The organism is Arthrobacter sp. CAN_A212 (genome assembly GCF_015752345.1).
Classification (GTDB): Bacteria; Actinomycetota; Actinomycetes; order Actinomycetales; family Micrococcaceae; genus Arthrobacter_D.
In genome coordinates, this window is record NZ_JADOUT010000017.1 from 59,089 (window position 1) to 75,798 (window position 16,710).

A 16,710-nucleotide genomic window follows, 5' to 3' on the forward strand; every position below is an offset into this window, starting at 1 on the left:
TTTCTTCTCTAGGCGCGCTTCTCCCGCTCCAGCAGCGGTCCCGCGGCGTAGCCGACGACGACGCCGACTGCCACCTCTCCGGCGATGAATAGTCCCACCCAGAAAGGGTTGGGACCCAGATCCACCAGTCTGCCCAGGCCCAGCGACGCGTGGGAGAGCCAGGCGACGACCGCGGTCATGGCTCCGGCCGCAAGGCCGATCAGCACGGCCGCGCAGAGGGTTGAGACGCTCGCGGTGAACCAGCGGGCCTCCATCTTGATTTCCAGCCACTCGTCGAGGTGGTTCTCGCCTTCCCTGAAGAACCACCATCCTGCCAGCAGCCCCGCGAGGACGGGGATGGCGAGGGCAGCCAGACCATACTCGAGGGTGCCGGGCGGCACCGCGCCCAGCACGGGTAGGGCTGGCAGCGGGCCAGCGCTCGTGGTCAGCGGGGTGATCGCGCTGCCCGAACCCAGGGCAAACCCGGCACCGGACGCCCAGGAGAGGGTCCACACCACCAGGTTGGGGACAAACCCGAGTTGCGCCAGGGTGAGGGCACTGCCGCCGATGATCCCCGCGTCGAGGCGCTGGTAGACGGCGGCCATCTCCGCCCAGCGAAAGCCGAACGTGACCGCGAGCAGCACTGCGGACAGCCCCAGGGAAATGGTGACTGCCACGAATCCGGCGCGAAGACAGGACCAGGCGTAGGACCCGGCCCACCGCGAGTGCTGGCTGGTGCGTGCCAGCCAGGCGACGCCGTCGACGCCGATCAGCCGGCTCCACGTGCCTGCCTCCCGGTAGGCACCAATCACCAGGCCCAGACCCGCCGACAGCAGCGGGATGAGGGCGCCGGCGACCAGTGGGGGTGTCGCTTCGGGGGTGGAGCACAGGTAGGCGACCGTTGCGCCGATCACCGCATAGCTGCCGAGGGCGCCAGCCACGCCCTGCCAGAGCTGGTCGGAGTACGAGGCACGGGCTAGCCGTCGACCCGCCCGCCACGACAGCAGGAACGGAATGAGAATCAGGCCCAGCGGCACAATCGACAGGATGCCGGTAGTCCCGACGCCGTCGGGCTCGGCCGCCGGGAAGGTCACCTCCAGGGGCACCCCGTGGATCAGGAGCCACAGCTGCCCGCCCAGTTGTGCCATGGCGGCGGGGGTCCGTTCACCGAACCCTCCCGCCAGCCACACGGCGGCCAGGGGTACCAGGATCAGCAGCCCGGAAATCACTGCCGACTGGGCCAGCTCAAACACACCCTGTAACCACAGGGGCATGGGCAGGGCACGCCGACCGGGCATACGGAGAGGAAGTTTCATCACCTCAATGGTGCCACCGGGAGCCGCATTGCACGTCCAGCGACTCGGGCCCGGACTAGACCATCAGGTCCATCAGCCCTTTGACGAGCGCCGCCCCGGCACCGAGGAACGCGATCACAATCACGAAGAACCGGGCGTGATCGTCTTTGATGAAGCGGCCGAGCTTCTCGCCGGTGAAGATTCCGAGCACAATCACGACGCCGATCGCCGACCACATCCACCACTGCAGCGCGGGGGCGTCGGTTGGGTCAAGGCTGAGCTTGACGATCAGGGTCATCAGCCCAATCACCACGAAGAACGGTTGCAGCGTCGCGGCGAACTCCCGCTGGGGCCAGCGGGACAGCAGCGCATAGGCGCTGACCGCCGGGCCACCCACCCCCGCCATCGAGTTGGTCAGGCCCGCGGCAAAACCGGCGACAGCCTTCGGCGTATTGCCCTTCACCACCACCGAGGAGCGTTGCAGCACCAGTGACACCGACAGTGCGACCAGGACGACGGCGCCGACGGTCACTGAAAGCGGGGCAGAAGGGAGCATCACCGCGGCGACCGAGCCGGGCACCGACCCAAAGATGGAGGGGACGACGAGCCATCTGAACATGCTCCAGTCGATGTCCTTCCAGACCCGTCCCACGATCAGGGCGGAGGACACCACCCCGCAGATATTGACGAGGATCACGCCCTCGTGCGGCCCGAGAATGATCACCATGAACGGCGCGATCAGCAGGGCGAAGCCAAGGCCGGCGATCCGCTGCGCTACCGCGCCGAGCAGGATGGAGAACAGAACGATGAAGAAGATGCCGGTGGTCACAGATCACACAGTACGCCTGGGCAACTGTATTTCCCGTTCCGTGACGGGCCGCCGGTGCCGGGCCGCTAGGCTGGGCTGATGCCATCTGTCTCCACAGCACTGCACATTGCCGACTGGCGCAACCAGGTCTTCGAGCTCTACCGCCAGGTGCGCGAGGGCGCGGCGTCCGGATCGCCGTCGTCGGCCCATGACCTGTGGCGCGCAGGCCGGAACCGGCTGTTCGCGACCCACCCGGCGTCCCCCCTGGACGAGGCGACGAAAGCCTCCTTCACCGGCCTCGCGGTGGCCCCCTACCAGCCTGACTACCGGTTCGAGGCAGTGATCGACGACGACGGCGCGGGCGAGGCAATGGACGTCCCCACCGGCACAGACGGGACCGTGACGTTCCACCGGCTCGGCACCATGGGCCTCGACGGCGTGGGCCGGCTTGCCCTGTGGCGGCTCGCCTCCTACGGCGGCGGGCTGTTCCTGCCGCTGCGCGACGGTTCGGGCGGTCAGTCCGACGGCACCTACGGCGGCGGTCGTTACGTGCTCGACACGGTCAAGGGAGCGCACCTCGGGGTGGCCGGTGACCGGCTGGTTATCGACCTGAACTTTGCCTACAACCCGTCCTGCGCCTACGACGAGGCGTGGGCCTGCCCGCTGCCGGGGCCGGACAACCGGGTGGACGCGGAACTCCGCGTCGGTGAGCTGTACTCCACGTACTAAATACTCCGCGTACTGAACTGCACCTGCTGATCCGGTGCACCTACGGGCCCCCGGCTACCCCGCCGCAGCGTGCGCGGGGGCAGGCTTATCATGGACTAAACGCTCCTGTTACCCCCTTTGGAGGAACCCATTACGGATACTGCTGCCCAACACGATATCTATTTCGGGGCCCCCGAGCCGGTCGATGAGGCCGAAGTCCTCGAATCGGCGTCCCGCGCCGCGGTTGCGCGGTTCACCGAACGCAACGACATCACCACCGTCAAGCGCCGCTTCACCCTGATCAACCAGAGCGTGACGCCGCACCAGGCAATGGTCGAGGATCTCCTGTTCATTCGGGCAGCCCTCGACAACGCCGGTATCGAGTACCTGCTGGTCCGCGGCAACGACGAGCGCCCGGTCATCGCGATCGACCTCAAGTACCGCGAACGGCTGCGGGACGCCCTGGTTTCCGCCTGCCGCGACGAACCGTTCTACTCCCGCACCGTCGACACCAAGCGCCGCACCACCCTGTTAGTCACCGACGGCTCCCTTTCGCACAGCGCGAAGGCACGCATCTTCCGCCTGTTCCGGCCACGCATCGAACCTCTTGGTGGGCTGTCCTTCGGCCCGTCCGCCGGTGTGCAGATTGAACTGTGGTCGCTCGACGGCGACTCCATCGAGCTGCCGGTGGAGAACTCACTCACCCGCCGCACCCTGCCCTCCTCGGAGGTGGTCCGCGGCTCCGTCGAACGGCACGGCCTGATGTGGCCCACCATCGACAACATGTTCGCCGACCACGCCACCGACATCGACTTCGATATAGACCTGGTCTTCTCCTGGGTGGACGGCAGCTCACCAGAGTTCCAGGCAGCCCGGGCAGCCCGGATGAAAGACGCCGTGATTGGCGAGGGTGACGACCACGAGGCCAGGTTCCGCCAGATCAATGAACTGAAATACGCCCTGCGGTCGGTGTACATGTTTGCGCCGTGGGTGCGCCGGATCTTCATCGCTACCGACTCGGAGTGCCCCGAGTGGCTCGCCGACCACCCCTCGGTGACCCTGGTCCGCTCGGAAGAGCACTTTAAAGACACCTCGGTCCTCCCGACTCACAACTCGCAGGCAGTCGAGAGCCAGCTGCAGCACATTCCCGGCCTGTCGGAGCACTTCCTCTACTCCAACGACGACATGTTCTTCGGCCGCCCGGTCTCCCCCGAAATGTTCTTCTCCCCCGGCGGGATCACCAAGTTCATCCAGGCCGACACCCGGATTGGGCTGGGCGACAACGACGCCGAGCGCAGTGGCTTCGAGAATGCCGCCCGGGTCAACCGACGGTTGCTGCACGAACGCTTCGGCAGGATCACCACCCGTCATCTGGAGCACACGGCAGCGCCGCTGCGCCGAAGTGTCCTGCTGGAGATGGAGGAGGAGTTCGCCGCCGAATTCGCGGCGACTGCCGCCTCACGGTTCCGGGCGAAGGACAACATCTCGGTGACCAACTCGCTCTACCACTACTACGCGCTGCTCACCGGGCGGGCTGTCACCCAGGAATCCGCCAAGGTGCAGTACATCGACACCACCATGCGGTCCGGGCTGCGGAGCCTGAACAAGCTGCTCGACAAACGGCACACCGATTTCTTCTGCCTCAATGACGGAAGCTTCCCCGAGGTGCCAGCCGACGAGCGGGCGCGCCTGGTGACCGACTTCCTGGAGAAGTACTTCCCCATCAAGGCACCCTGGGAGAATTAGGGCACGCCGGTCCCTGCCCAAGCCTGCCCCAGCCGCGGGCCTGGCCCGAGGACTGGCGTGCTAGGCCCCGGTAAACTGGCGGGCCGGTGCCGGGTCTGCGATCCGCACGCCCGCCGCATCGAGCCGGCGGCGTGTCTCGACCAACGGAACGGTCTCTCCGACCGGCCGGTACGCACCAATCGGGACCACCGAGTGCACGATCGTATCCTCATAGACGTGCACCAGGTTGTACGCCTGGGCGCCGTCCTGCCCTCGGGTGCCCCCGCCGTCGTACCCCAGGTCCTGGGTGTAGCAGGTGGCTGACGCCACTGACACCGGCACACCGGCAAAGGTGGCGGTGGTTGAGTAGTGCAGGTGCCCCGCCAGGATGCCACGGACATCGGACCCGGCGACGACGTCGGCGAGCTGCCGCTGGCCGCGCAGCTCCACCAGGACCGAGAGGTCCTGGATGCAGGGGATCGGTGGGTGGTGCAGGGCCAGCAGGGTGCCGTGGGGTGCCGGGGTGAGCAGCTCGTTGGCCAGCCACACCAGCTGGTCGTGGCTGAACTCGCCGTAGTGGTGGCCCGGCACCGTGGAGTCGAGGGTGATGATGCGCAGCCCGTTGATGAGGTAGCTGCGGTCGATGGGCGCGGCATCGGGCGCCTGGTCCAGCAGCCCCACCCGGAAGTTTGCGCGGTCGTCGTGGTTGCCCATCGCCCAGATCACCTCGGCGCCGAGTTTCGCGGCGGCAGGTTCAACAATCGCACGGAGTTTGGTGTAGGCGTTGGCCTCGCCCTTGTCGGCGAGGTCGCCGGTGAAAACCAGCGCCTCGGGTCTGGCCCCCGACGCTTCGAGCTCATCAAAGATCTGGCGCAACCGGGCTTCGCTATCCACCGCCCCATACAGTGGCCCGGACCCGCCGAGCAGGTGAGTGTCGCTGAGGTGGAGGATAAACTGCTGCGGCCGAGGATGCTCGGCCGTCCGGTAATTCATGGTGACCTTCTAGGTAGCTGGCGGTGACCGTTTACAACCTAATTGACCTCCATCAAAGCAGAGATCAGACCAATAGCGGGTGAACACAGCACGGCAAGTCGGATAACGCTGCGGGATTTGGCCCAACCGGGTGATCCGCAGCCGGGCCTGCGCCCGGCTGCGGATCTCTGGTTACCGACGGACCAGGGAGGTTTCGGTGAACCCGCCCGGCGCGACGTAGACGGTGTCATGGCCCTGGCCGTTGCCCTTGCCCTTGCCGCTGGAATCCTTGCTTCCGGGCACCTTGACCGGCTGCCCGGCCGCGTCGAAGGCCTGCTGTTCCAGCCGGTAGCCGCGGGGTACGTCCACCTTGTGAAGCGACTTCTTCCCGGAAGCACTGACATAGATGGTGGACTCCCCCGCCGGCCCATCCACCGTCACCGACGAGATCACCGGTTGGAGCAGCAGTGCATCGATCGACGCGGCCCCCCTGACGGAGGCTGTGACGGTGCGTTCGCCCCGTTTCAGGTCCCGGTCCAGGCTGAACGGCTGCAGCAGGCCCGGCGCGTCGGTGATGCCCTCCTCACCGGCCCCACCATTGGGAGTGGTGCCGAGCTTACGCTTCCCGGACCAGGTGGTGGTCCCCGCCTCCTCGATAGTCCGGTTCACGACCGGGTACACGTTGCGATCCTGCTGGTGCGCTGGCACCGGGATCCGGAGCCGGGATCCGTTGCCGAGCTGCGCGTAGGCGCCGCCCGAGATGTTGGCTTCGCCGGTCCACGCGGACTCGGCGGTCACCATGGCGCCGTCGCCCGTGATGGAACCGGATTCGGCCTCCACCACCGTGAGCCCGTCGGTGGCGACAGTCTCGTCGATGCCCAGGGCGTCAGCCTTCAGTTCGGGGTTGGCGTCGAGCACCAGCATCGACAGCAGCCCGTGGATGGTGGATTCGGCACCCGAGTTGAGATTCACGGTGCCGTCCGCCTGGACGCCGTCAAAGGTGACGCCGGTGGCCGGGTTGTAGGTGGGCTCACCGCTGCGGTTGGCGCCGAAGTACCAGCCGCCCATCACCGCCGCCAGCTCGTATAGCCCGGTGGCGCCGGTCGCCTCGGCGGTGGCGACCAGGCTTTGCAGCCGCGAGTCAACGCCATAGGCAATCTGCACCTGTTCCGACGGCGTGGGGGTCCACGCGTTGTCAGGGCCACCGGCGGCGATCAGCTGCGCAGTGAACCCTGCGGTGTCACGCACGGCGGCGTCAGCCAGGTCCTGACGGTCCAGCACCACCGAAGCATCGGCGACGGCGGCCGGAGCCATACCGCCCCAGGCGTGCCAGAAGGTCTGGGACTTGGTCCACGGCAGGATGGCGCCGAACGGCCAGGCCTGGGTATCACCCGACGACATCTCGGCGATGCCCTCACTGAGCTGGGTCAGCGCCGTCCGCGCCGCCTCGTCTGACGGCGCCGCCTGAACGTAGGCCGACAAACCCAACACGGCCTCGGCGGAAGAGTCGGCGCCGTCGGCGATCAGCCAAGCGGGGACCGGGACGCCGTCGGCCATCTCATACTGGCCGTACTGGCCCAGTGACTGACGGTTCAGCGCATCCAGGGACAGGTGGAGGCGGTCCTGCAGGAACGCGGCAAACTCGGGGTCGGCGTCGCGGAATGCCGCGTACCCCTCGCCGAGCGCCCACACCGTACGGGCCACCCAGTACGACTCGGCCGAATCGCTGGGATCGGGAAGCTCGATCGGTTCGGCGCTCGGATTGAGATCCCCGTCGGTCTGCTGCCACAGCACCACGTTCCCCGCGTTGGGGCCGTCAGTGGTCTGCAGGTAGGCCAGCGAGCGCAGGGTCTGGAAGGCTGATTCCCTGCTCGCTGCGCTCCCGGTCTGCTGCCAGTGCCGGAGGTAGACGACGGCGGTGCGGGAAATGTCGTCGGCGTTGTAGGCGCCCTGGCTCCAGTCCCCCTCGGCGTCGAGGTTCCCGCCGCCGATCTTGCGGTAGGTACCGTCGTCGTTCCGGTCCGCGTAGGTCCACGGCGCCAGCGCCGCCGGCTGTTCCTCCGAACGGTAGGTGCTGTGGCCCTCAATGGCGGGAACCGGCACCTCGTCGAGCAGCCAGTCCAGGTGGGCGGTGTTCGTCAAGGGTGCGGTGGCCGCGGCGGCGGGTGCCAGGAAGGTGGAACCGGCGGGTGATATTGCTCCGGGTGCAGCAGCCCCGGGTGCCATGCCGACGCCCACCAGGGCGAGCGACGCGGTCATCACCAGGCACGGGATGCGGGCGGCCCGGGCGCTCATGCCACGACCCGATCGAGACGGGCCACACCGATTTTGGAGTCAGCCATGCCGTAGAAGACAAACAGCTGACCGTCGATCTCCTCGATGGCGGTCGGGAAGACCACATTGGGCACAATGCCCGACTTCTCGTCGTCGGTCTCCGGTTGCAGCAGCGGTTCGCGGCTGCGGGCGATCACGACCGACGGGTCGTCGGCGGAGAGGATCATTGCCGCCGCCGAGTAGTTGACCTTCTGCTGGTGATCGAACGCCGATTTCTCCAGCGCGCCGGCCACCCCGTGGTGAATGATGAGCCAGCCCTCGTCCACCCGGATGGGCGGCGGACCGCCACCGATCTTGAGCTCTTCGAACTCGAACTCGCTCATCGCCACGAGGGTGTGCTTGCCCATGTGCACCAGGTTCCGGATGTCCCTTTCGACATCCTCCACCGACACGTAGGAGATCCAGATGCCGGGCCGGTTGTCGGTGATCCCGGCGGGAAGGTGTTCCCCCTCGCCCTCGCGGATCCAGCCCAGATCCCACATGGGGCGGTGCAGGAGAGCGTAGGAAGGGACGCCGTCGGGGTCGTTGACCGGCTCGGGGAAGAACACTCCGTCCTTGTTCGGGAACAGGTTGAGATCCATCGACAGTTCAGCCTTGTACTCGAAGAAACACGGCCCCAGTCGCTGCCAGGACCTGAGGTCGGTGGAATGGGCGAACGCCATCCGCGGGCCCAGGGGTCCGTACGCCACGTAGGTCATCAGGTGCAGGCCCAGCGAGGGTACCCAGGTGGTGCGGGGGTCCTCGGTGCCCGCGTTGTTGGTGCCGCGCTCCCAGCCTTCGTCGGGGGCGAGGACCACCCCCATCCGGTCCACGCCGGTGGGCACACCATCTTCGATGATGACCTTGGCCAAGCCCACCCGGGACACGTTGCCCTGGGAGACAAGACGCGGCAGCAGGTACAGCTCACCATCGGGGCCGCGGCCGCTGGCCGGGTTGAGGACACCGTCGGCTTCGAACTCGTTGCCCTCCTCGGGGGTCATGATGACACCGGCACGCGTGAGCGTGAACGGGACAGTAGGGAGCGTGGTGGTGAGGGAAACAGTGCTTTGCGAAGTCATTGGAGGTTAGCCCTTTGCGCTTGATCCGATATTGGTGGAGATGAACTGTCGTTGGAAGACGATGAACAGTGCGACGGCGGGTGCCGCGAGTACGCAGGCACCGGCCAGGATGGCTCCGAACGGGTTGGCGGCGGTTGCCGCGACGTTGGAGATGTAGTTGGCGAGGGACACCGCGAGCGGTTGGAACGCGGTGTCCTTGGTGACCAGGAACGGCCACAGGAACTCGTTCCACGGTCCGATGAACGTGAGCAGGATGGCGGTGACGATCGCTGGCCGCACCAGGGGGATGGCGATCTGTAGCAGGATCCGCAGTTCGGACGCCCCGTCGATCCGCGCCGCCTCAAACAGGGAGGCGGGCAGTTGCAGGAAATACTGTCGGAACACAAAGACCGCGGTGGAGTTGATCGCAAATGGCAGGATCATGCCCAGGTAGCTGTCCGCCAACCCGTAGTCACGCACGATCAGCACGTACAACGGGATGAGCAATAGCTGGAAGGGCACCATCTGCACCAGCAGCAGCAGCGCGAACACCGCACCGCGTCCACGGAATTGCATCTGCGCCAGCGCGTATCCCACCGGGATACCGAAGAGGACCGTGCATGCGATCACCCCACCGGTGAAGATCCCCGAGTTGACCAGGCCCCGAAAGAGAGTGATCGACTCGTTGATCAGGACGTAGTTCGCCCCGGTGATGTTTCCGAAGTTGGGGAACGCCCCGGCCACCGAGGTGTCGGGTTCGGTCTGCAGTGAACCGATGAACATGTAGTAGAAGGGAAACAGGAACACGAACGCACCGATGGCGAGCAGGATGAAGCTGACCGGCCGCAACCCGCGTTGCTTCTCGGTCGACGAGGCGCGGGGAGCCGGCACCGGCGTGACGGCCGGGGTGGCCGAGGTGGCCGGCGTCGTGCTGAGGGTTGGCTGTAAGTCCTTGGCCATTTCAGTCGTCCTTTCCGCCGATAAAGCGGCGTTGGAGGAATGCCAGGAGCAGGACGCCGAGCACCAGGATGACGCCCAGTGCCGCTGCGGTATCGGGGTTGCCCTGCAGGATGCCCTGCTGGTACATCAGGAACACGGGCGATGTCGAGGCACCGTCCGGTCCGCCACCCCCGGTGAGGAGGTAGGGCTCGGTGAAAAGGTTCGCGCCGGTGATAGTGGCAAGCAGCGTCACCAGGAAACTGGCTGGCCGGACGCTGGGAACCGTGATGCTCCAGAACTGCCGGATCTTGCCGGCTCCGTCCACGGACGCGGACTCGTAGAGTTCCTCGGGGATGTTCTGCAGCGCGGCCAGGTAGAGCAGGATAAAGAAACCGAGCTGCTTCCAGGTCACGTACAGGGCGATAGTGGGCATGGCCAGGCCCGAGTTGACCAGCCAGGACGGGTCCGGGGCCAGCGGGCCGAGGATCGAGTTGACCAGCCCGTTCTGGGCGAACAGGAACAGCCACACGCCGACGACGGCGACGCTGGCCGTCACATACGGAACGTAGTAGCTGACCCTGAAGAACGTGCGTAGCCGGGTGACCCGGTTCAGCGCGTTGGCAAGCACCAGTGAGAGCCCCACGGTGAGGGGAACGTTGATGATCAGGAAGACACCGATGTTCGCGAATGACCGGCCGACGTCGGGATCTGTGAGGACTGCGGCGTAGTTATCGAACCCGACGAAGGGCCGTTCGACGGCGACGCCCGGGGCGGTGAAGAAGAAGTCGTGAAAGGAAATGTAGACGGCGTAGCCGAGGGGAAACGCGAGCACCGCGAGGATGAAAATAACGTACGGTGCGCTGAACACTATCCCGAGGGGCTGGCGTCCCAGCAGGTTTTTGCGCCGGCGGGGGGCGGGACCCGGGCTGCTGCCCGGATCCCGCGGCTTACCGACGGTGGTTGAAGTAGTCACCGTCGGTCCGCCTACTCTTCGGAGGCGAGATTGGTGATTTCCTCTGCGGCCCCGGTGAACGCGTCATCGACGGTTTCGTTGCCGAAGATCACCGAGGCGCCGTAGGCGTCACGGAAGGTCTGCCAGATTTCCACCGAGTTGGGCACGTTCGGCACCTCAACGGCCCGCGAGGCTTGGTCGGCGAATTCGGTGTAGGCAGGGTTGGCCTCGAAATACTCGGAGTAAGCCTCGGCCAGGTCGGTGCGGATCGGCATCTGGCCCGTAATCTCCAGGAGCTCCCCGTCCTGTTCCTCGCTGGTGGCGAACTTCATCAGGTCCCAGGCGGTCTGCTGGTTATCGCAGGCTGAGTAGATGGCCATGTTCTTGGCGTCGGAGAAGGTGTAGCTCTCGTCCCCCTCTGCCAGCCCGGGAACCGGAGCGGTCCCCCAGTTCACGTCATCGCCATAGTACGGAATGGCCCAGGGCCCGGAAATGGCGATTGCGGCTTTGCCATCCACGAAGGAATCACCGGTGTAGGCCTCCTGGGAGGAGAGCCCTTCTTCGTACATGGTCTGCCACATGCCCGCGACGGCCTTGCCCTCCTCGGTGTTGAAGGCGGCCCCGCCGTCAACGACCAGCTGGGTTCCACCCGTCGCCGCTGCGAAGAACGGGTAGAAATCGAACCAGGACTGGTAGAACTCGCCCGCCGGTGACGGCCACATGGCGTACTCGACTTCGCCGGATTCAACGAGGGTGCGTGAGGTTTCCAGGAGTTCGTCCTGCGTGCCGAGCGGCGGGTTCTCGGGGTCGAGTCCTGCCGCCTCGAACAGGTCCTTGTTGTAGTACAGCACTACGGGGTTGGATTTCCACGGCAGCTGGTAGTACTGGCCGTCGGCCGACTTGTACTGTTCGGCGACGTCGCCGCTGCGGGATTCGACGTATTCCACCCCATCCTCGAAGGTGTCCAGCGGGACCAGTCCGCCCATTTCCTGGAACTGAGGGACGGCGACGGGTGCAGTGTTCATCACGATGCAGGGGGCGTTGCCCGCGGTGATCGCCGCCGCGATCACCTCTTCGGAGCTGGTGCCGGCCGGGATCTCCTGGGCGGTGACCTCCTGGTCCGGGTTGTCAGCGTTCCAGGCTTCCACCATGGCTTCGCCCCAGGCGACTTCGTCCTGGTTGTTTGAGTACCAGATGGTGATGGGGCCGCTGGTCAGCTCGCCGTCTCCGGCTGCGTCCCCACCGCCGCCACCGCAGGCGGCGAGGCCCAGACCCATCATGGCGGTGGCCGTGATGGCCAGTGCTCGTTTGGTGTATCGCGTCATTGCGTTTCTCCTAGATCACATTGTCGTTACTGATCGTTGTGGGTGGTGCTGTGTTGCTGGTGCGCGGTTGTTGGTGATGCGCTGTTACTGACTGCCGGTGAGGTGTTCCGGGCGTGGGGTGCCGCGGTGGATCCGCGGGTAATGAGTCGTGGGGCGTCAAGAATCACATCGTCGCCGTCGTGGGTGCCTTCGAGCTGGTTGAGCAGGACCTGGGCTGCGGCGCTGCCCCAACGCAGCGGGTCGCTGCCGATACTGGTGAGGGCCGGGTTGAGGTACTGGGCGTACTCGGTGTTGTCGTAGCCGGTGACCGAGAGGTCATCCGGAATGCGCAGGCCCTGCTGCTGGGCGTAGGCCTGGCCAGCGGTCGCCATGATGTCGTTCGCGTACACGATGGCTGTCGGCGGGTTGGCCCGTCCCAACAGATCAGCGGTCGCCGCCACCCCCTCGGCGGCCCCGAAATCGGCTTCAATGAACAGGTCGGTCTCCAGCCCGTTGAGCTCGAGGGTGTTCGCCCAGGCGTTCCGACGGCTGAGGCCGTGGATGTAGTACTGGCTTCCGCCCACATGGGCAATCCGGGTGTGGCCCAGGTCGATGAGGTGTTGGACGGCCTCGCTGATGCCCTCGGTGTCATCCATGCAGACAGCTGGAAAAGGTGAGGGTGTCTCCGGCCGGTTCAGTGTGACAGCGGCGAGCCCCAGTTCCAGGAGCAGGGCGATCCGGGAATCATTGGTGCGCATGTCGCTGAGGATGACCCCGTCCACGCGGCCCTCATGTGCCAACCGCCGGTAGCTGGATTCCTCGGAGCCGGTCTTGGTGGCAACGGTGAGCACCAGGGAGTAGCCCCTATCGGCGAGTGTGGTTTCGATGCCGGCGATGAAGGACGGGAAGAACGGGTCACTTCCCAGCAGCCGGGGGTCCCGGGCGATGACGAGGCCCAGCGCATAGGCCTTCGAGGAGGACAACGACCTGGCACGGAGGCTGGGAGTCCAACCGAGGGCTGCGGCGGTGCTGAGGATGCGCCGACGGGTGTCTTCGCTGACCCCAGCCTGGCCGTTAAGTGCATAGGACACAGCCCCTTTGCTCACGCCGGCGGCTCGCGCTACGTCGCTGATCGTTACCCGCATCGGTGTCGACTTCCTCGTCTGTATGGTTCGGCTGCAGTCGTTGCCTCGGCTAAACTGCGAAGTGATCCGTATCACTTAACCGGTTAAGTAACGTTGACTAAACCGGTTCAGTTGCCGATAGTCAAGGAAGTCTTCGAGTATTGGGGGTTTGACCTGGTGAAGCAGCAGTCTTTCTGTGCCGCCGGGGCGAATAAATATCGGGGCCGAAAAATAACCACAACATAAACAGTCAGCGCCAACGAAGGCGTAGTACAAGGAGATCCGATGAAATCGTTTGCATGTGGTGACGTGGTTCCCGGTTGCGACGCCCGGTGGGTGTGCAGCACTGAGGACGAGATCCTGGTTCAGGTGAGCACCCATGCCGCCGTGGCCCACGGATTGACCACCATCCCGGACGAGCTGGTCCAGTCCGTCCGCGGTGCCATCCAGCCGGTGAGTTGAGCTCCACCGCCGACCTCTCCCAGTCCGGTGCCTTGGCGGCACCGGACTGGAAACCGTTGCTGGCGGCAGCCTGCCGGGGCGAAGGTGTGGCCACCGCCTACCAGCCGATCGTTGACACCTCCAGGGGCACCGTCGTCGGGTACGAAGCGCTGGCACGCTTCCCCGGATTCGCTGAGCGAAACCCGGAAGCCTGGTTTGCTGCTGCGCGCCGTCACGGCAGGAGCGCCGACCTGGAGTCAGCCACCCTTCGGGTGGCCCTGCGGGAGCGGGCGAGCCTGCCTCCCAACTGCTTCCTGACCCTCAACGTCTCCCCCGAGCTGCTGACCACCGAGCAGATCCGCAGCGTCTGGGGTCAGGAGGGCAACCTCGGTGGCCTGATCGTCGAACTCACCGAGCAGACTCCCATCGACTCCTACCTTGAGCTGGAACCGGATCTTCACCAGCTGCGGTCGGCGGGCGCCCTGATCGCCGTAGACGACGCCGGTGCGGGCTACGCGGGCCTGCGCCACCTCCTGCAGTTGCACCCCTCAATGATCAAGATTGACCGGGAGCTGATCGTCGACGTCGACCGCGACGAGGCGAAACGGGCACTGATCGAGATGCTCGGCATTTTCGCTGGCCGGGTCGACGCCTGGATCCTTGCCGAGGGCGTGGAGCGGGTGGAGGAACTCGACACCCTGGTGAGCCTCGGTGTCCCCCTGGTCCAGGGGTATCTCCTGGCCCGGCCCGGGCCACCGTGGGCAGGGGTGGAACTTGAGGTGGCGCACCGCCTCGCTGCCCGGCAGGCAAGTGTTCAGCGCACGGTCCTGCGCGACGTCGTCGAGCACGCGCCCGCCGTCCTGACCCTGGCCCAGGCAGTGGACGCGTTCACCCGAGACCCGGGGCTGGGATCGGTGGTGCTGATCGACGCCGACCTGCGGCCGGTCTCACTGGTGACGCCCGACGCCGCGGCCCTCGGCGTGGTGAGCCAGGGTATGTGTGCCAACCTGGACACTCCCCTCGGGGACGCCCTCGACCGCTCGATGACCCGGGAGCACTCCCTCCGGTTCGATCCGCTGCTGGTGACCGACAACGCCGGGCGGTTCGCCGGGATCGCCCGACTGGAACGGATGATCGCGGCGCTGACCTCGGCGTCATCATCGCCGGTATCGCCATGATGATTCAGGTCCGGCGCGGTGAAGGCGGCGAAGGACTCTCCAAACAGGGCTGGACCCTCGCCGGCTGTGTGGTCGTAGCCGGGGCCTCCGGAAACGTAACCGCCGTGCTGGACGGTGAAGGTGGTGTGGTCCCCATGAGAGGACCTCAGTGTCTTGATTCCCATGCGTTACGAGGCGCTTAGGTTATGCGACACCGAGGCGGGCCTGCGTTGGGTTAGTTCTTCCACAGCCGGTTCTCTTATCCTGAACGAATGAGTAAGGCACTGGTCGTGAAGAAGAAAACGGTGGGATTGATGGCCGACCCTGGTCTGGCGATCGCGCTAGCCCAGAAACTACAATCGACGACAGCCCAGTTGCTGAGCTCGTCCCTGGACTCAGAGGTGGAATGGACAGTTGAGATCGAGGAACAATCCCTCCCCCTGGACGCCAATGGGGAAGTGGAATTGAACATCCACTCCCAGGAAGTCCGTGACCGGCTGGGCTGGGATTACCTCGTTTACCTGACAGATTTGCCCAAGTACGCCAATTCCGACCCGATGATTTCCAGTATCAACATTGAACACGGTTCAGCGATGATCTCTCTTCCCGCCCTGGGCGTGATGCGTAAGAACCTTGTTAAGCGGGCCCTTCTGCAAACCATCGGCGTGCTTCATGGAACCGCGAACGCACGATCCCTAGGTCTTGGCAAAGTTTCTGCTGCCACCCGTGACCTCTCCCCGGAACGAAACACCCCCGCCCCAGAAGCCAACCAAAACTCGTACGAGACACTGAAAGGGATCCGCGGCAGGGCGCAGCTCCTAGGCGGCATGGTACGAGGCAACCGCCCCTGGCGAATCCTGCCCGGACTCTCCGGCGCCATGGCTGCAGCAACAGCCACCGGAGCGTTCGGTGTCTTTTACACCAGCATTTGGAGCATGGCAGATTATCTCAGCTCTCCCCGGCTCGCAGCCATCAGTCTGCTCTCCATTGCGACCATGACCCTCTGGTTGATTGTCCATAACGACTTGTGGGAACGCCCCCGGGGAAGCCAGCGCACCGAACGGCGCGTGAGCTATAACCTCGCTACGGTCATCACGATCCTGTGCGCGGCGATCGCGATGTATCTGGGGCTGTTTGCCGTGATCTTCGGTGGCGCACTGATCATCATCGACAATGAATTCCTCTCAGTCCAACTGGGCCACCCCGCCAGCATCGACAACTACCGCAACCTCGCCTGGCTCTCCGCATCGCTGGGCACCATCGCCGGAGCACTCGGATCAAGCTTGGACAACGAACAAGCCGTCAAAAAAGCCACCTTCAGCTCCCGCGAATACGACCGCCGACAACTCTCCAAAACCCCCTCCGAAGACAAATACTGAGCGACAAACAACCCGATATCACCCCGATGTCGCTGGGACCCACCCAGAGGAAGCCCGTTTCGACAGCTTAAAGTTCAGCAGCAAACACACCGGCTTCGACCGCGCAATATTTAGCGGCCCTCCATCGCATCTGGCCCACCAGTGTCCACTCGACGGGGTCTGTCAAGATTTCGGTGTAACTAGTTTGGGTGTTGTTTAGCGTCCGACGCTCAGTCGGCCGTTGAATGTGATGTCGAAGGCGTTGAGTTCGCCTTTCCAGCGTTAGGTCCAGCGGGCCCTTCCCTGGCCGGTCGGATCGAGACTCATCACGGCCAGATAGACACATTTGAGAGCGGCTTGCTCGTTGGGGAAATGGCCTCGGGAGCGGACAGCTTTCCGGATCCTCGCGTTCACAGACTCGATCGCGTTCGTCGTGCACACGATCCGAACCCCTGCCACGTGTGGATGTAGGTGAACCGCCCCGGGTATGCCGCCACACATGCTCATCGACGCCGATAGCACTCACGCCATCGAACCGGTGAGGGTCATCGATCAGGCGGCGCTTCCCCTCGGTCAT

Annotated in this window: 14 protein-coding genes and 1 pseudogene; 5 read left to right on the forward strand and 10 right to left on the reverse strand. The window is 65.2% G+C overall.

The genetic code is table 11. The annotated features are described in order from the left end of the window. Positions 1 to 8: 8 nt before the first annotated feature. Together IWX64_RS12885 and IWX64_RS12890 are read right to left on the reverse strand one after the other, a co-directional pair. Complete coding sequence (locus tag IWX64_RS12885) at positions 9 to 1,295, reverse strand: cell division protein PerM (RefSeq protein ID WP_196867522.1); 1,287 nt, start codon at positions 1,293 to 1,295, stop codon at positions 9 to 11. A gap of 55 nt (positions 1,296 to 1,350) precedes the next feature. Then, a complete protein-coding gene (locus IWX64_RS12890) occupies positions 1,351 to 2,103 on the reverse strand; it encodes a sulfite exporter TauE/SafE family protein (RefSeq protein ID WP_196867523.1) in 753 nt (250 codons plus the stop codon). A gap of 78 nt (positions 2,104 to 2,181) precedes the next feature. Here IWX64_RS12890 and IWX64_RS12895 point away from each other — a divergent pair, with 78 nt between their 5' ends. Next, positions 2,182 to 2,811, forward strand: coding sequence for a DUF1684 domain-containing protein (locus IWX64_RS12895; protein ID WP_196867524.1), 630 nt, complete (start codon positions 2,182 to 2,184; stop codon positions 2,809 to 2,811). A 309-nt stretch (positions 2,812 to 3,120) separates the two neighbouring features. Next, complete coding sequence (locus IWX64_RS12900; protein ID WP_334683286.1) at positions 3,121 to 4,536, forward strand: stealth family protein; 1,416 nt, start codon at positions 3,121 to 3,123, stop codon at positions 4,534 to 4,536. A gap of 60 nt (positions 4,537 to 4,596) precedes the next feature. Here IWX64_RS12900 and IWX64_RS12905 read toward each other — a convergent pair whose 3' ends face one another. The 7 genes from IWX64_RS12905 to IWX64_RS12935 all read right to left on the reverse strand — a co-directional run bounded on the left by IWX64_RS12905 (position 4,597) and on the right by IWX64_RS12935 (position 13,198). Then, complete coding sequence (locus IWX64_RS12905; RefSeq protein ID WP_196867525.1) at positions 4,597 to 5,508, reverse strand: phosphodiesterase; 912 nt, start codon at positions 5,506 to 5,508, stop codon at positions 4,597 to 4,599. 171 nt (positions 5,509 to 5,679) lie between these two features. Then, positions 5,680 to 7,782 carry a hypothetical protein gene (locus IWX64_RS12910; RefSeq protein WP_196867526.1) on the reverse strand — a complete coding sequence of 701 codons (2,103 nt, stop codon included), beginning with the start codon at positions 7,780 to 7,782 and terminating at the stop codon, positions 5,680 to 5,682. Next, on the reverse strand, positions 7,779 to 8,879 hold the full coding sequence (locus IWX64_RS12915; protein ID WP_196867527.1) for a glycoside hydrolase family 130 protein: 1,101 nt from the start codon (positions 8,877 to 8,879) through the stop codon (positions 7,779 to 7,781). Before IWX64_RS12915 ends, IWX64_RS12910 begins: the two co-directional genes overlap by 4 nt. Positions 8,880 to 8,885: 6 nt before the next feature. Next, positions 8,886 to 9,818: a carbohydrate ABC transporter permease gene (locus IWX64_RS12920; RefSeq protein ID WP_196867528.1), complete on the reverse strand. Its 933-nt coding sequence runs from the start codon at positions 9,816 to 9,818 to the stop codon at positions 8,886 to 8,888. A 1-nt stretch (position 9,819) separates the two neighbouring features. After that, complete coding sequence (locus tag IWX64_RS12925) at positions 9,820 to 10,770, reverse strand: carbohydrate ABC transporter permease (RefSeq protein ID WP_196867529.1); 951 nt, start codon at positions 10,768 to 10,770, stop codon at positions 9,820 to 9,822. 11 nt (positions 10,771 to 10,781) lie between these two features. Beyond that, complete coding sequence (locus tag IWX64_RS12930; RefSeq protein WP_196867530.1) at positions 10,782 to 12,074, reverse strand: ABC transporter substrate-binding protein; 1,293 nt, start codon at positions 12,072 to 12,074, stop codon at positions 10,782 to 10,784. A gap of 26 nt (positions 12,075 to 12,100) precedes the next feature. Further along, positions 12,101 to 13,198, reverse strand: coding sequence for a LacI family DNA-binding transcriptional regulator (locus IWX64_RS12935; protein ID WP_196867531.1), 1,098 nt, complete (start codon positions 13,196 to 13,198; stop codon positions 12,101 to 12,103). A 264-nt stretch (positions 13,199 to 13,462) separates the two neighbouring features. On the opposite strand from IWX64_RS12935, the gene IWX64_RS12940 reads away from it, so the two are divergent. The 3 genes from IWX64_RS12940 (at position 13,463) to IWX64_RS12950 (ending at position 16,154) form a co-directional block, all read left to right on the forward strand. Next, positions 13,463 to 13,639: a DUF1059 domain-containing protein gene (locus tag IWX64_RS12940; protein WP_196867532.1), complete on the forward strand. Its 177-nt coding sequence runs from the start codon at positions 13,463 to 13,465 to the stop codon at positions 13,637 to 13,639. Beyond that, the gene (locus IWX64_RS12945; RefSeq protein WP_245345730.1) at positions 13,636 to 14,796 is read left to right on the forward strand and encodes an EAL domain-containing protein; all 1,161 of its coding nucleotides are present in this window, start codon (positions 13,636 to 13,638) and stop codon (positions 14,794 to 14,796) included. Before IWX64_RS12940 ends, IWX64_RS12945 begins: the two co-directional genes overlap by 4 nt. A gap of 251 nt (positions 14,797 to 15,047) precedes the next feature. Further along, positions 15,048 to 16,154 carry a hypothetical protein gene (locus IWX64_RS12950; RefSeq protein ID WP_196867533.1) on the forward strand — a complete coding sequence of 369 codons (1,107 nt, stop codon included), beginning with the start codon at positions 15,048 to 15,050 and terminating at the stop codon, positions 16,152 to 16,154. A 195-nt stretch (positions 16,155 to 16,349) separates the two neighbouring features. Here IWX64_RS12950 and IWX64_RS12955 read toward each other — a convergent pair. Further along, positions 16,350 to 16,580, reverse strand: a pseudogene (locus IWX64_RS12955) (transposase); the annotation flags it as partial. Positions 16,581 to 16,710: the final 130 nt, after the last annotated feature.